14 protein-coding genes and 1 riboswitch are annotated in these 15,363 nt (G+C 65.3%); of the genes, 8 read left to right on the top strand and 6 right to left on the bottom strand.

The genetic code is table 11. From position 1 onward, the window contains the following. The first annotated feature begins 1 nt into the window (after position 1). Genes ACN0TP_RS14810 through pknB form a run of 5 tightly spaced genes read left to right on the top strand, consistent with a single transcriptional unit; the run spans position 2 to position 8,293 of the window. Positions 2-1,414 carry a PP2C family protein-serine/threonine phosphatase gene (locus ACN0TP_RS14810; RefSeq protein ID WP_417220152.1) on the top strand — a complete coding sequence of 471 codons (1,413 nt, stop codon included), beginning with the start codon at positions 2-4 and terminating at the stop codon, positions 1,412-1,414. Beyond that, complete coding sequence (locus tag ACN0TP_RS14805) at positions 1,411-2,880, top strand: FtsW/RodA/SpoVE family cell cycle protein (RefSeq protein WP_417220150.1); 1,470 nt, start codon at positions 1,411-1,413, stop codon at positions 2,878-2,880. The genes ACN0TP_RS14810 and ACN0TP_RS14805 overlap by 4 nt, the downstream gene beginning before the upstream one ends. Next, complete coding sequence (locus ACN0TP_RS14800; RefSeq protein WP_417220149.1) at positions 2,877-4,322, top strand: penicillin-binding transpeptidase domain-containing protein; 1,446 nt, start codon at positions 2,877-2,879, stop codon at positions 4,320-4,322. Before ACN0TP_RS14805 ends, ACN0TP_RS14800 begins: the two co-directional genes overlap by 4 nt. Then, complete coding sequence (locus ACN0TP_RS14795; protein ID WP_417220147.1) at positions 4,319-6,190, top strand: protein kinase domain-containing protein; 1,872 nt, start codon at positions 4,319-4,321, stop codon at positions 6,188-6,190. The genes ACN0TP_RS14800 and ACN0TP_RS14795 overlap by 4 nt, the downstream gene beginning before the upstream one ends. A gap of 24 nt (positions 6,191-6,214) precedes the next feature. After that, a complete protein-coding gene (gene pknB, locus ACN0TP_RS14790; protein WP_417220145.1) occupies positions 6,215-8,293 on the top strand; it encodes a Stk1 family PASTA domain-containing Ser/Thr kinase in 2,079 nt (692 codons plus the stop codon). A gap of 15 nt (positions 8,294-8,308) precedes the next feature. Here the strand turns inward: pknB and ACN0TP_RS14785 are convergent, their stop codons facing one another. Next, positions 8,309-8,953: an anthranilate synthase component II gene (locus ACN0TP_RS14785; RefSeq protein WP_417220144.1), complete on the bottom strand. Its 645-nt coding sequence runs from the start codon at positions 8,951-8,953 to the stop codon at positions 8,309-8,311. A gap of 419 nt (positions 8,954-9,372) precedes the next feature. On the opposite strand from ACN0TP_RS14785, the gene ACN0TP_RS14780 reads away from it, so the two are divergent. Further along, entirely contained in the window at positions 9,373-9,624 is a 252-nt protein-coding gene (locus ACN0TP_RS14780) for a cell division protein CrgA (protein WP_417220142.1), read from the top strand. A gap of 3 nt (positions 9,625-9,627) precedes the next feature. On the opposite strand, the gene ACN0TP_RS14775 is transcribed toward ACN0TP_RS14780, so the two are convergent. Next, entirely contained in the window at positions 9,628-9,942 is a 315-nt protein-coding gene (locus ACN0TP_RS14775) for a DMT family transporter (RefSeq protein WP_417220281.1), read from the bottom strand. A gap of 21 nt (positions 9,943-9,963) precedes the next feature. After that, positions 9,964-10,028: riboswitch (guanidine-III (ykkC-III) riboswitch) on the bottom strand. Positions 10,029-10,098: 70 nt separating this feature from the next. On the opposite strand from ACN0TP_RS14775, the gene ACN0TP_RS14770 reads away from it, so the two are divergent. Next, a complete protein-coding gene (locus ACN0TP_RS14770; protein ID WP_417220140.1) occupies positions 10,099-10,590 on the top strand; it encodes a DUF3817 domain-containing protein in 492 nt (163 codons plus the stop codon). Here ACN0TP_RS14770 and ACN0TP_RS14765 read toward each other — a convergent pair. Further along, positions 10,587-11,501 (bottom strand): ArgP/LysG family DNA-binding transcriptional regulator, encoded by a 915-nt coding sequence (locus tag ACN0TP_RS14765; protein ID WP_417220139.1) that lies wholly within the window; start codon positions 11,499-11,501, stop codon positions 10,587-10,589. The genes ACN0TP_RS14770 and ACN0TP_RS14765 overlap by 4 nt on opposite strands. 105 nt (positions 11,502-11,606) lie before the next feature. On the opposite strand from ACN0TP_RS14765, the gene ACN0TP_RS14760 reads away from it, so the two are divergent. Beyond that, entirely contained in the window at positions 11,607-12,197 is a 591-nt protein-coding gene (locus ACN0TP_RS14760) for a LysE/ArgO family amino acid transporter (protein WP_417220279.1), read from the top strand. Positions 12,198-12,203: 6 nt separating this feature from the next. Here the strand turns inward: ACN0TP_RS14760 and ACN0TP_RS14755 are convergent, their stop codons facing one another. From ACN0TP_RS14755 to ACN0TP_RS14745, 3 genes are all read right to left on the bottom strand, one after another. Next, positions 12,204-13,175, bottom strand: coding sequence for a GNAT family N-acetyltransferase (locus tag ACN0TP_RS14755; protein ID WP_417220138.1), 972 nt, complete (start codon positions 13,173-13,175; stop codon positions 12,204-12,206). 634 nt (positions 13,176-13,809) lie between these two features. After that, on the bottom strand, positions 13,810-14,520 hold the full coding sequence (locus ACN0TP_RS14750; RefSeq protein WP_417220137.1) for a rhomboid family intramembrane serine protease: 711 nt from the start codon (positions 14,518-14,520) through the stop codon (positions 13,810-13,812). 280 nt (positions 14,521-14,800) lie between these two features. After that, positions 14,801-15,346, bottom strand: coding sequence for a peptidylprolyl isomerase (locus tag ACN0TP_RS14745; protein ID WP_417220136.1), 546 nt, complete (start codon positions 15,344-15,346; stop codon positions 14,801-14,803). Between the last annotated feature and the right edge of the window lie 17 nt (positions 15,347-15,363).

Raw genomic sequence — 15,363 nt, 5'->3', positions numbered from 1 at the left:
TATGGCGCTCACGTTGCGGTTCGCAGCGCGTTCGGATGTGGGAAAGGTGCGCGCCAAGAACGATGACTCCGGCTATGCCGGCCGCTACCTGGCCGTCGTCGCCGACGGCATGGGCGGCCATGTCGGAGGCGATGTAGCATCCGCCTCAACCGTGTTGGACCTCGTTCACCTGGACCAGGACACGAAACACGACATCGAAACGGTTCTCCCCGACGAGATCCAAACCGCCAACTCGATCCTCAACGACCTGGTCACCGCGAATCCAAAGCTCTCCGGAATGGGCACCACGGTGACCGCTCTCCTGCTGACCGGCGACCGCTTCCAGTACGCACACATCGGCGATTCCCGCGCGTACCGCTTCAAGGACGACGTCTTCGAGCAGGTCAGCAAGGACCATACCTTCGTGCAACGGCTGGTCGACGAGGGCCGGCTGCGCCCCGAAGAAGCCGAGCACCACCCCCACAAGAACGTGCTCATGCGCGTTCTGGGCGATTCCGATGCCAGCCCGGAGCTGGACATCGACCAGTACCCCGTCACGCCCGGCGAACGCTGGCTGCTCTGCTCCGACGGCCTCAACGCCGTCGTGCCGGATGAACTCACCGAACGGATCATCAGGAAAGCGGGCTCCCTGCAACAGACCGTGGACGAACTGGTCGAAGTGACCCTCGACCACGGATCCCCCGACAACATCACGATCGTCATGGTCGAAGTCGCGGAAGACGACGCGGACGATGACCCCGCGCTTCCACCAGCGCAGGAGCCAGCCCCGGATACCGGCCAGCTGCAGGTGGCCCAGGAGGGCGACCTGGAGGCCAGCGCCGCAATCATCCGCCATGACATGTCGATTCGCCCGCATGTACTGGTCGGGGCGGCCGACCTGGCGACCAAGACCGGTCAAATCCCCATGGTCACCCAGCGCTCGGCCGAAAAACGCGCTGCTGCCCTGCTCACCCACAAGGCGTCACAGCCGGAGGAGTCGGCCTCGGGGACCGAATACGATCCGACCCGCCGCCCCGCCCACCGTGGCTGGCTGATCCCCACGTTCCTGACGTTGATGGGACTCATCCTCGCGTCGGTTCTCTGGTTCGGTTATGCCTGGACGCAGACGCAGTACTACGTGGCCGACTACAACGGCAAGGTGGCCATCTTCAATGGCGTTTCACAAGACCTGGGACCGATCGAGCTTTCCCACGTCGACTCGGTCACGCACATCCCCACCCAGGCACTGCCGTCCTATACCCAACAGCGCCTGCGCAATTCCCTCGCAGCACGGGACCTGGCCCACGCCCAGGACATCGTCTCGGAGCTGCTGATCAGCGCCAAGCAGGCCTGCCCGGTCATCGTGCCGGCCGATCCGCAGAGCACGGAGAAGGCGCCGACTCTGCCCAGCTACTGTCAGGAGGTGACACCGTGAGCGAAATACAAACCGCGCCGGTTCCACGGCGCAACACCGAGCTGCTGCTCCTGGTCCTGGCCCTCATCGTCGCGGTGGGAGCCAACTACCTGGTGAGCCTGAGCAACCCCGATGGTCTCGACCAGGGATTCATCACCCAGGGCGCCGTCCTGGCCGGCATGGCGTTGGTGATGCACATCGTGCTGCGCATTTGGACCAAATATGCCGATCCGATCATCCTTCCGTGCGTCGTGGCGCTCAACGGCATCGGCATCGCCATGATCCACCGCCTCGACCTGGTCAATGACGACGATGCGGCCACCCGCCAGCTGCTGTGGACCGGCGTGGCCATGGCGGCCGCCATCATCACCTTATTGGTGGTGCGCGACCACCGCATCCTGCGTCGGGCCCCCTACATCTTCCTGGCGATCAGTGCCCTGTTGCTGATCATGCCGCTGATCCCCGGCCTGGGGCGGGTCATCAACGGCGCCCGCATCTGGATCTTCATCGGCCCGCTGTCCTTCCAGCCCGGGGAATTGGCCAAGATCTGCCTGGCTCTGTTCTTCGCCGGCTACCTCTCGACCCACCGCGACCTGATCCTGCTGGCCGGCCGGAAGCTCGGCCCCCTGCAGCTGCCCCGGCTGAAGGACCTCGGCCCCATGGTCATCGCCTGGCTGGTGAGCATCGGCGTGCTGGTCATGCAAAGCGACCTGGGTTCCTCGATCCTGTTCTTCGGGCTGTTCATGGTGATGATCTACGTCGCCACCGGGCGCATCAGCTGGATCGTCATCGGGCTGGTCATGGTGGCCGTGGCCGGCGTCTTCGCCTCGCAGACCATGTCGCATGTGGCGCTGCGCCTGAACTCCTGGCTGCATGCCTTCGACCCGACCGTCTATGACCAGCGGTATGGCGGCAGCCGGCAGATTGTGCAGGGCCTGTTCGGCTTGTCCAGCGGTGGCCTGTTCGGAACGGGCATCGGCAACGGCCGCCCGGATCTGGTCCCCTTGGCCAACTCGGACATGATCATCACGGCGTTGGGCGAGGAACTCGGCCTCATCGGCCTGGTGGCGATCATCCTGCTCTTCCTCATCCTCATCAGCCGGGGCATCCGGGCCGGGCTGGGGAGCCGCGACTCCTTTGGCAAACTGCTGGCCGCCGGGCTCTCCTTCACCATCGGATTGCAGTGCTTCGTGGTCATGGGCGGGGTGACGCTGATGATCCCGCTCACCGGTTTGACCACACCGTTCATGTCGGCCGGCGGGTCCTCCCTGCTGTCCAACTGGATCATCGTCGCCCTGTTGCTGCTGGTCTCCCACAACGCACGAAGGCCCACCGTCACCGGTCCGCTCAATGAACGCGACATGGCAGCAGCCGGTCCTGACATCAGCGCCCGGGCGAAGGAACGCGAGGAAGAACTGGCCAGACGCCGCGCCAAGGCACCGACATCCTCGGCACCGACCACCCGACGAAAGGGGGACAGCGCATGAACACCGCACTCCGCCACGTGTGGATCTCCGTCGTCGCCCTGTTCATCCTCGTCTTCGGCGCCTTGAGCTACATCCAGTTCTTCGCCGCCAAGGACCTGAGCTCCAACCCGCTGAACACCCGCCAGCTGTACAAGAACTTCGACCTGGCCCGGGGTGCCATCCTGGTGGACGGCAAGCCGATCGCCGAGTCGGTCGCCTCCGATGACCAGTTCGACTACCAGCGGACCTACGCGGATCCAAAGCTCTACTCCCACCTGACGGGGTTCTACTCCCTGACCTACGGTGCCAACATGCTCGAAGGCGTGATGGACGACGAACTGACAGGGCAGAGCGACTCCCAGTTCTACAACCGGATGGTCAACCTCCTGACCGGCCAGCAGGACGAGGGCGCCTCGGTCGAGCTGACCATCGATCCCAAACTGCAGAAGACGGCCTACGACCTGATCCCCGACGGGCAGCAGGGCACGATCATCGTCTCGGAGCCCAAAACCGGCAACATCCTGGCGATGGTGTCGAAGCCCAGCTACAACACCAACCTGCTCGCCGTGCACAGCGGCGCCAAGGCCTCGGCCAACATGGCCGAGCTGCTCAAGACGCCGGGCCTGAGCCCGAACATCAACCCGGCCATCGGCCACCTGATCGCGCCGGGATCAAGCTTCAAGATCCTCGATCTGGTCGCTGGCCTGGAATCGGGCAAGTACAACCTCCAGGACGAGTACGACAATCCCGAATCCATGCTGCTGCCGGGCACGAATACGCCGCTGCCGAACTTCGTCGAGGGCATCTGCTCCAACAAGCCCCGGGCCAAGCTCTCGTTCATCGTCGGCCAAAGCTGCAACACCCCCTTCGTGGCCATGAGCCAGGCGGTCGGACAGGATGCCCTGCGCGACGTCACCGAGCGGTTCGGCTTCGGCCAGCCGCTGGCGATCCCCCTGCGCGTGACCCCGAGTGAATTCCCCACCGACATGAGCCCCGACGAGTTGGGGTTGGCGTCGATCGGGCAGTTCAACGTGAAGGCCACGCCGTTGCAAATGAACATGGTGGCCATGGGGATCGCCAATGACGGGGTCATCATGAAGCCGAACCTCATCAAGCAGGTCACCGCGCCGGACCTCAGCGTCCTCAGCCAGCCCAAGCCGGAGGAATTCAGCACGGCAACGAGCAAGGACGTGGCCAACGACGTCACCGAGCTGATGCGCTCCCCGCTCAAGGGCGGGACGGCCTACACCGCGAACATCCCCGGCCTGGACATTGCCGCGAAGACCGGAACGGCCCAGATCGGCAAGACGGGCAAGGTCAATTCATGGATCACCGGCTTCGCCCCCGCGGACGATCCGCAGGTGGCTGTCACCATTGTCATTGAGAAGACTGATTACGCGACCGGCCACAACCTGACCAGTCCCAACCTGAAGAAGATCCTAGAGGCGGTGTTCAACAAGTGAGGCCTACATCGGGTATCACCCTGGGCGGTCGGTTCCAGTTGACCGATCGGATAGCCATCGGCGGCATGGGGGAGGTCTGGAAGGCACGCGACCAGATCCTCGGCCGGATCGTGGCCATCAAGATCCTCAAGGAGGAATACACCGGTGACCCCGGGTTCCTCCAGCGTTTCCGCGCCGAGGCTCGCCACACGGCCCTGTTGAACCACAACGGCATCGCCAACGTGTTCGACTACGGCGAAGAGGGAGGGTCCGCCTACCTCGTGATGGAGCTGGTTCCCGGCCAGCCGCTCTCGGCGATCATCGAACGCGAAAAGGTGATGGCACCGGACCGCACGATGTCGATCATCGCGCAGACCGCACGTGCCCTTTCAGCGGCCCACGCCCAGGGGTTGGTGCACCGTGACGTGAAGCCGGGGAACCTGCTCATCCTCCCCGACGGACGGGTGAAGATCACCGACTTCGGCATTGCCCGCATCGCGGACCAGGTCCCGTTGACAGCCACCGGGCAGGTCATGGGAACGGCCCAGTACCTGGCGCCCGAACAGGCCACCGGCCAGCAGGCGACCGGTTCCTCGGACATCTACTCGCTGGGCGTCATCGGCTACGAGTGCCTGGCCGGGCGCCGGCCCTTCACCGGCGAGTCGCAGATCGCGATCGCCCTGGCCCAGGTCAACGACAACCCGCCGCCAATGGATGAATCCATCCCGGCGAACCACCGGGCGCTGATCATGTCGATGCTGGCCAAGGACCCGGCGGACCGCCCGGCGACGGCCACGAAGCTCGCCGAGGCGGCCGATGCCATCCGTGCCGGCAACATCGACGCCGCACGGGCTGCCGTCCCCGGCATCATCCCGTTCCTGGCATCCGCCGGCGACGCCACCCAGGCCGTGCCGATGCCCGACACCCCCACCCGCGCCAATCCGCGCACCACAGTCGCCGATGCGGCGGCACCGAGCACCAGTGCCCTGCCGACCGTGGGCGACCCCACGACGACTGGCCCCCAGGCCAGCAAGGACTACGACGACGGCCCCTCCACCACCGTGCAGGGCGCCGCAGCAGCGGGAGCCGTCGCCGGTGCCGGATCGGCGGCGGCAGCGGGCCGTGGCGGTGACGACTTCAATTCCGTCCTCGGCGCCAGCAAGGACTGGGATCCCGACGGCGATGCCTCCACGGACGGCTCATCGGGCCGGGGCGGTCGGGGTGGCCCACCACGGGACACCTCGGGTGGCAGCCCCTGGAAATGGCCCCTGATCGTCTTGCTCATCCTCGTGGTCCTGGCGCTCCTCGCCGTCTGGCTGGTCCCGAAGTTCACCGGCGACAACGCCGGCAACGACACCCCGGCCAGTTCCTCCGCGCCGTCCTCGAGCATCTCGTCGTCCTCGTCGTCGCAGTCCAGCTCCGAGTCCTCGACCACCAGTGCTCCGACCTCGAGTCGCGAGGCCCCGACCTCCACTTCCCCGCGGACGGTGGACATCAACGCCAATGAGTACCTGGGCAAGCAGCTCGAGACCGCCCGCGCGGCGCTGATCGCCAAGGGCCTGCGTGTCTCCGACGAGAGCCGGACCAGCGACAAGCCGGAGAATTCCGTCATCGACGTGCAGCCGCGTGGTCCCGTGGCCGTCGGTTCAGTGGTCCGGCTGACCTATGCCGTGCCGCCGGAGCCCAGTTCCAGCACGGCACCCAGCAGCACCGACCCCGGCGGCAGCACCCCTGCTCCGAGCACGCCCACCGAGGCACCTTCCACGACCCCGACGACGAGCAGCGAACCTGCTTCCTCGAAGCAGGCAGACTCAACGTCGTCCCCGTCCCATCCAGAGGCCAATGGCCGCAAGATCACCGACCCGAACCAGAACAGCGGCACGCCCTAGCCTTCGGGTGTGCAGAGGAACCACGTGACTGAATCCCGAATCCTGAACTCCCGCTACGACGTCGGCGACCTCATAGGCCGCGGCGGCATGGCGGATGTTTACCGCGCCCGGGACATCAGGCTCGGCCGCGTTGTCGCGATCAAGCTGCTACGCCGCGACCTGGCCCGCGACCCGGTCTTCCAGACACGGTTCCGCCGGGAAGCCCAGGCCGTAGCGGGGTTGAACCATCCCTCGATCGTCGCCGTGTACGACACCGGGGAAGAAGAGATCGACGGCGCCGGCGACCACGAGGTCAAGGCCCCGTTCATCGTCATGGAGTACGTCAAGGGCAAAACGCTGCGCGACCTGCTCAAGGCCGGCGAACTCACCCCCGAATCCTCCGTCAGGTACACGCTTGGCGTGTTGGAGGCCCTCCAGTACAGCCACCGCCAGGGGATCGTCCACCGGGACATCAAACCCTCCAACGTCATGGTCACCGCAGACGACCAGGTCAAGGTCATGGACTTCGGCATTGCCCGCGCGTTGGCCGATTCCGCGGCCACGATGACGCAAACGCAGGCCGTGGTCGGCACGGCCCAGTACTTTTCCCCCGAACAGGCCCGCGGCGAGACGGTCGATGCCCGCAGCGACCTGTATTCGGCGGGTTGCCTGCTCTACGAACTGCTGACCGGGCGCCCTCCCTTCACCGGCGACAGCCCGGTCTCGGTGGCGTACCAGCACGTGAGCGAGGAGGCTGCGGCCCCCAGCACGCACAACACCGACCTCGGGCCGAAGATCGACCAGGTCATCTCCACAGCGCTGGCCAAGGACCGCGAGGACCGGTACCAGGACGCCGCGGCCTTCTCGGCTGCCCTGCGGGCGGCGCAGGACGACCGCCCGGTCCCCCGGGACCGTGGCGACGCAACCCAGGCCCTCGCGGTGATGCCGATGTCGACCCAGGCGATGGTCACCACGGACGCCCCGACCCGGGCCCTGTCCACGGGATCCGATGCGCCCAGCGACGCGGGGGAGGACCATGACGGAGGGTCCTCGCCGGACCCGGCGGAGCACACCACTGCCATGGCCGTGGCTGCCGGTTCCTCCCCGGCCACCGGGGTCCAGGCCTCCGTTGAGGAGCAGCACACCGAGTCCTCGCTCTTCGGCCACGATGACGACCGGAACCACCGCGACGAAGACGCCGAACATTATCGGACCTCCCGACGCCGTGCCTGGATCACCGTCTTCTCGATCCTTGCCGTCGTGGTGTTGGCCGCTGGCGCATGGTTCTTCTGGAACTGGACCCAACAGGAACAGGAGCGCAATGCCACGGTCGCCGTACCGAACGTCGCCAACCTGTCGCTGACTGCAGCACAGAACCAGATCTACGGGTCCAATCTGATTCCGATCACCGAAGAGGTCTACGACCCGAAGGTCAAGGCGGGCACCGTGGTGGGAACCGACCCGAAAGCCGGTTCACAGGCCCGCCAGCAGTCGGAAGTCCACCTGCTGGTATCCAAGGGCCCCGAGCAGGTGACGCTGCCCAAGGACCTTGCCGGCCAGTCCGAGGCCACGGTCCGCAGCACCCTGGACGCGTTGGGCCTGGAGGTGTCGAACGACGTCAAGCGTGAAAACACAGCGACCGTGGAGCTCGGAAGCCTCATCAGCACCAACCCGCAGCTGGGTGAAAAGGTCAAGGCCGGCAGCTCCGTCGAACTGACCATTTCCACCGGGAAGGTCACGGTCCCCTCGGTCATGGACCTGGACGAGGACAAGGCCCGCGAGGTGCTGGCCGACAAGGCAGTGGGGTTGAATCTCGCGGTCGAAACCGAGCAGAACCCGGTGCTCAAGCCCGGCACCATCACCAAGCAGGTCCCGGAGGCCGGTCAGGACATCGACCAGGGTGGCACCGTGACCATCACCGTGGTGGAAGAACCCGGGCCCTCCGCTCCGCCGTCCTCCTCCGATGGCGCGGGTTCGGGATCGGCCGACCCGTCGGGCGGTTCATCGGATTCGGCCAACCCATCGGGGAGCGCCCCGACGACTCCCAAGGCCGCCGATCCCTCCAAAAAGGGCAACGGGGCCGAGCGCAGCCACCCGACCAACCCCGGCAAGCCGTCGAAGTAGTCCCGGGGACCCCGCTCAGTCGGTGATCAGCGGGCTGAGCGTGGCGGCCCGGGCAGCGGCGCCGGCGAGGCCCACCGACTCGAGCCAGTTGCCGAGCATGTGGTAGCCCGCCTCGGTGAGGACGGACTCCGGGTGGAACTGCACTCCCCACAGGGGGGCCTCGCGATGGGCCAACCCCATGACCACTCCGCCCTCCGTCTCGGCGATGATCTCCAGCTCGTCGGGGACCGAGGAGCGCACTGCGGCCAACGAGTGGTACCGGGTGGCGGTGAACGGATTGTTGATGTCATGGAACAGCGGATGCGAACCGTGGTGGATCAGCGAGGTCTTGCCGTGCATCAGCTCCTCGGCGTGGGTCACGATCCCTCCGTAGGCTTCGGCGAGGGCCTGGTGTCCCAAACAGACACCGAGCATCGGCTTGGACCGTTCCCCGCACCAGCGGATGAGGTCGATGCAAACACCTGAATCAGCGGGCGTCCCGGGGCCGGGGGAGACCAGGACGCCATCGCGTGCCTCGGCCAGCTCGATCGCCTCCTGGAGTCCGACGTCGTCGTTGCGCACCACGGTGGTCTCGGCACCGAGCTCGCGCAGGTAGCCGACCAGCGTGTAGACGAAGCTGTCGTAGTTGTCGATCACCAGGATCCGCGTGGGGGCTGTCATTTCCACTGCACCAGACCAATCGTCGATTCGGCCCATGGGTTGTACTGATCGGCCCAGGGGAACACCTATTCCATCAGCACCAGTATGACGAGGACGAGCGGCAATGCCGAAATCACGACGTGGCCTCCTCGGGCCGGATCCGGCCGGTCCATGACGGTGCCCACGCACAACACTGCTTCAGGCGCGCTTCCCTGCCTGGCCGACATGTCCCCGGGAGGCCTTCGGTCGTGGTGGTCAGGTGGAGTGGCCGGGGGCAGCTGGGAGGCAGGTGCGGATCGCTCCGGGTCTACGGCCGCGGTACCGGTAGAATGGCGGAACGGGGAGGCCGCTGACTCCAAGGTGTCGGCTCCCAGCCATCAGAGTATCGCCCGGGTCCAGCGCCATGTTGTGTAACGGCCCGCACTAGGTCAGGAGAAGTAGTGCCCGAGTCGAGGACCCGCCGCAAGGCCCGGAAGGCTTCTGAAGCCGCCAACAAGTACGGCGCCGTCAAGCCGCTTCCCGTGTGGTACAAACCGGTGATGTTCGGGCTGATGATCCTGGGCCTGCTCTGGATCATCACGTACTACATTTCGCAGGCCCTCCTCCCGATCGCCGCGGTCGGCGGGTGGAACATCGTCATCGGCTTCGGTATCGCCATGGTCGGATTCTTCATGACAACCCGTTGGCGCTAAGGGCTATTCGACGAATTTCAGGCCCACGACGCATCCAACCAGCAGCGTCAGCAACAGGATCTTGGCCCAGCTGATCGAATCCCCATCCACGGCCATCCCGTAGACCACCGTGAGGGACGCGCCGATGCCGACCCAGACGGCATAGGCCGTACCCGTTGATATGTCTTTCATCGCATATGCCAATCCGGCCATACTGACGATGAGCCCGGCGCCGAAGACGATGGTGGGCAGCAGCCTGGAGAAGCCCTCCGTTTTTCCCAGCGCGATGGCCCACACTGCCTCGAACATCCCCGAGACGACAAGCACGATCCATGCCATGACCATTCACCGATTCCTTCCGGTGGCCGTCTTGTCGCAGTCCGGGTACGGCTCCCTCGTCCGGTCGGAGCGGCAGGCTCCTGCCCCGGCAGGCTAGCACACCGGCACCGGGCCCCGGGCGGAACATGTCATGCTGGTAGTGGACGAAAGGACATCATGCCATCCACCGTAGAACCACGGACCGGGACCACTCTGACGCCCCAGCGGCTCTATGGTTTCCTGGCCACTGCCGAAATGTTCACCTGGGGTCTGTTGATCCTGGGCATGGTACTCAAATACAGCCACGTCAGCGACGCCTTTGTTCCCGTATTCGGGTCAATTCATGGTTTGACGTTCCTGAGCTATTGCGTCGTGACCTGCTTCGTGTGGGTTAACCAGCGCTGGAGCTTCGGCCGGGGCGTGCTGGGCCTCGCATCATCGATCATCCCGTTCTGCACCGTGCCCTTTGAACGCTCCACGGCCCGGGCCGGACTGCTCGACGGTGGATGGCGTCTGGTGGCCGGTGGGGATGAGCCCCGCGGTTTCATTGAAGTCGTCCAGGCGTGGTGCCTCCGCCACCCCCTTCCCGCTGCGGTGGCCGCCCTGGTCGTCATCGCCGTGGTCTTCACCGTCCTGCTCATGCTGGGCCCACCGATCCCCCGCGGTTAGCCGGTCTGGCGGTCGTCATCCCCCCGCTCCGTGGCGGCTAGGATTCCACTCGTCCGTGCTGCTCCCAACACGGCGTCGCTGACCCGCGCCAGGGCGGGGGAGTCCAGCTTCCACCGCTGCCAGTACAGCCGGACGCCCCGGGTCCAGGCGGGGTCGAGCAGCTCCAGCGTTCCGTCAGCTGGATCCTGGACCTCGGGGATCATTCCCCACCCCAGTCCCGCGGCCACTGCGGTGACGAATTGCGTCGAGTCCGGAACATGGTGCGTGGGCGGGTTGGCCCGGCGCCCCGTCACCTCCCGGATCAGCGAACTCTGCAGCTGGTCCGACCTGTCGAAGTTGACCATCGGTGCAACCGCCAGGCCCTGGACGGGATCGGCGGCGAACCATCGTCGGGCAAATCCGGGCGCCGCCATCGCCGCATACCGCACGGTCCCCAGGACCTGCGTCGTGCTTCCCCGAACCGGCCGTCCATCGGTGGTCACGGCCGCCATGACGCGCCCGTCGCGCAGGAGTTCGGACGAAACGGTCTCATCCTCACGGAGCACCTCGAGTTCCAGCCCATCATCCCGGGCCAGCTCCGCGAACACCGCAGGGAACCAGGTGGCGAGCGAGTCCGCGTTGACGACCACCGTCACGGCGGCCCGCCGACCCTGGCCTCCCACACCGTGCCCGGACAGCTCCGCCTCCGCTTCGGCCGCCAAGAGGTCCACTTGACGGGCCAGGCGAAGCAGCACCAGCCCAGCCGACGTCGGGGCCGCCGGTTGGCTGCGGCGCACGACGACGGTTCCCACCTGGATCTCCAGTGCCTTGATCCGCTGGCTCACGGCAGATGGCGTCACGTGAAGGCGCACCGCCGCGGCTTCGAAGGTCCCTGCATCGATGACGGCGGCGAAGGCCCTGAGCTGTTCCACGGGAAAATCCATGATTAGAGATACTAATGTACGCGCAGAAACTTTAGCTGGTCTGTTGATGTCGGATCGATCTACCGTGGGACGGTGCTGACTTTCACCCCCCTTATGGCCGGATTCGGCTCCGGCCTATCGCTCATCGTCGCGATTGGGGCACAGAATGCGTTCGTCCTCCGCCAGGGCATCCGCCGGGAACACATCGTCGGGGTTGTCCTGCTGTGTGCGCTCTCCGACGCCGTGCTCATCTTCGCCGGAGTCGCCGGGGTCGGGGCACTGGTCGCCACGGCACCTTGGGTGCTCACGGTGGCACGATGGGCGGGAGCCGCCTTTCTCGTCATCTACGCAGTCCTGGCGCTCAAGCGGGCCGTCAGACCATCGGCTCTCACCGCGGTGGGCTCCGGCAACGCGTCACGAGCCGGAGCCATCGGCACGGCAGCCGCACTGACGTGGTTGAACCCGCATGTCTATCTGGACACGATGGTCCTGCTCGGCACCATTGCCAATGCCCAGGGCGACCCGGGACGGTGGATGTTCGGAGCCGGCGCAGTTTTGGGCAGCTTCGTCTGGTTCCCGCTGTTGGGATTCGGAGCACGCCTGTTGGCGGGCTTCTTCGCGCGTCCGACATCGTGGCGTGTCTTGGACTGCCTGGTGGCTGCAGTCATGCTGCTCGTCGCCGGAGGACTGGTCACCGGCGCATGATGTCGGTCAAGCCAGTCGTCGTTGATAGACGGCACTGGTGCGTACTGGCGTGAATCCTGCCCGCTCATAGATCCGTCCCGCACCGGTGGGGCTTTCCGAGTCAACGGTCAGATCCACCATCCGATACCCGGCCTCGGCAGCCGCCTGAACGATATTGCCCAGCAGGGCGAGTCCGAGCCCTTGCCGGCGGGCACGTCGGCGGGTTCCGACAAGGCTGACGTAGAGCTCCCCGCTGACCCACTCGCCACACAGGGCATACGCGTCAACACGTTCATCGGAATCCACGCTGCCATCGGTGGTGACGACCACGCGGCTCAGCCCCGCACGGAAACTGCGTGCTGCCAGTTGATCCGCCCACCGCTCCGGCGATCGGGGGACAGAGCCCCAGTGGTCCGCGAAGGCCTCATTGTGGGCTCGACGTACGGCTTCACCCAGTTCCGGCGTGAAGACGTCGATCCGCCTGCCGTCCGGCAACTGGCCGGTTCGTTCGCCGGTGTCAGCCAATGAACTCAGGTCAACGCGCATGTCGGTGAAGTAGCGGACGGGCGAATATCCTCTGGCCAGCGCCATGCGGGCGGCCGTGGATCCTTCCTTGCCGGCCCAGAGGTCGGCCGTCAGCGGAACGCCGGGGTGTCGCCCCGCGGCCAGCTGGATGGCGCGAGGCTCCAGCAAGTCCATGATCGAACGCCCGATTCCCCGTCCCCGGTGATCCGGATGGACTCCACCGGTAATGGAGGCCTTCGCCATGCCATCGCGCAGGCCATCACCGAGACGCAGTTGGCCGAAGCCCACCATGTCACGTCCATCCCATACGGCCACACTGTCCTGCTCGGGATCGAACCCCGGTTCCTCAAGTTCCTCGGCGAGGTCTTCGGGTTCATAGAACTCCTCCGTGTCATCCACGCGCGCCAGCAGGTTGGTCAGCTCGCTCCACTGGGCAAGGGAAGCAGGGGAAAGTGTCGTGTACTGAAGACCCATGACGCCTCCGTCGGTTTCGGGGCGACCGCCATCCGGACGCCCTCAGGACAAGATAGCGCCCCATCCGCCGCTTGTCACCGCGGCAGCAATCGTCCTGCGCCACACGGAGTGTGCCGGTATCACGCGTTCGTGCACACGCTGTGAACATAGTTATCCACAGGTGGGGATAGAACTGTGCGTAACTATGTTCGATTCTCCCGGGCTGGCGGCGATGCAGCACTCTTCCGAGCCATGAATTACATGGATGTAAGTTATTAACAGTGTGGACAACTGCTGTGGATATCCGTTCGGTGTTCGAATTTCCGCGTAATTCAGCGGATTTCCGTCGAATACGTAACCGAGAATCGCTCCCCATCCGCCTCTCACGCCAACGCACAGGCTGTGCACGATAGTTATCCACAGGTGTGGATTGTCGTGTGAATATTCAAGTGCATCCGGGTCCGGATCGAAGGTTACCGGGGCGTAGACCGGGATGTATCGTCACGTGGCGCGGTGAGTTACAAGGGTGTGAGTTATTAACAGTGTGGATAACCTCTGTGGATAGAGGCGGGACAAGAACGGGGTGGACGGTGGATCTACTCCACCGTCCACCCCGTGAACCTTGCCGTTCCCCGTCAGGGAGTCTCTTCGTTCATCAGGCCAGGAACGGGTATGCCTCTCGAATGGGTGTCCACCCCCACCAGGTCAGCGCGCCCAAGAGGGCCGCCACCACAATCATTCCGGTCCATTGGATCAAGGCCCTGTTTCTGCCTCGCGGCACCCAGACGAGGACGGCTGCCAGGACCCCACCGGTCACCAGGCCACCAACGTGCGCCTGCCAGGCAATGTTTGCCCCGGGAAGAAATCCAATGACCAGATTGATGCCAATGATCACCAGCACCGGCACGAGGTTCCCCCCGTGGGCCTTGGTCACCACCAGGAAGGCCCCGAACAGGCCGAACACTGCACCTGAGGCACCCACTACGGCCACGTTCGGCTCACCCAGCAGCAGCACGCCGACGGAACCGCCGAAACCGGCTACCAGATACAGGACAGCGAATTTCACGTGGCCCAACACCGGTTCCAGCACCCGACCCAGGATGTAGAGCGCATACATGTTGAAGGCGATGTGCATGATGAACCCGGTGGAGTGCAAGAACAGGGAGGTGATCATGCGCCATGGTTCGCTGCCGGTGTACAACGGCGCATAGAGCAGCCGGTCGGTGAGGCCGGGGACCAGATACTGTCCGCCGTAGATGAGAACGCACAGGGCGATGACCACATACGTGACCATCGGGCGGCCCGACGTGATCCGGGAGCCGACTACCGTATGCGGTTGACGTTGCTGGCTGTTCACCTCCGCCACGCAATCCACGCATTGCACACCGACTGCCGCCGTGCGTTGGCAGTCCGGACAGGCTGGCCGCCCACACCGTTGGCAACGCACATATGAGGGGCGGTCGGGATGGCGCGGACAGGTGGGGACCTGCATGTGGGGTTCCTGTTGGGGCTGGCCGAAGGCCATGTCGTACTCCTGGGTCAGGGTCCGGGGGTGGAAGGAAAAAGGGCGGACGCCTTCGGCTCCGTGGAACCGTCGGCTGTCCGCCCTCGCTGCGCAGGGATGGTCCCTACGAGGTCGCCCTGTATCAGAGCGACTCGACGTCGATACTGGAGATGACGACGTCCTCAAGGGGCTTGTCGCGCCCGTCGGTTGCGACGTTGTTCAGCGCGGAGACGATCTCGCGTGACTTCTCGTCGGTGACGTCACCGAAGATGGTGTGCTTGCCCTGCAGCCAAGTGGTGGGGATCGTGGTGATGAAGAACTGGGAACCGTTTGTTCCGCGGCCCATCTGGAGGCCGGCGTTGGCCATCGCCAGCTTGTAGGGCTCGGTGAAGTCCAGGTCCGGGTTGATCTCATCGTCGAAACGGTAGCCGGGGCCGCCGATACCTTGGCCGAGGGGGTCGCCGCCCTGAATCATGAAATCGGAAATGATGCGGTGGAAGATGGTCCCGTTGTACAACGGGGTGCCGGTCTTCTCCTCGCCGGATTCGGGGTGGGTCCAGGCCTGTTCGCCCGTCGCCAGACCGACGAAGTTCTTGACCGTCTTCGGCGCATGGTTGCCGAACAGGTTGACGACGATGTCGCCATGGTTCGTATGGATGGTCGCCTTGTGCGTGGGGATTGCAGTCATGGGCCCATTCTTCCATC

Origin of the sequence: Arthrobacter sp. (assembly GCF_048266065.1) — a bacterium.
In the GTDB taxonomy this organism is placed as follows: Bacteria; Actinomycetota; Actinomycetes; order Actinomycetales; family Micrococcaceae; genus Arthrobacter_H.
The sequence above is the reverse complement of the archived record's forward strand: the minus strand, read 5'-3'. Positions and strand labels throughout refer to the sequence as shown.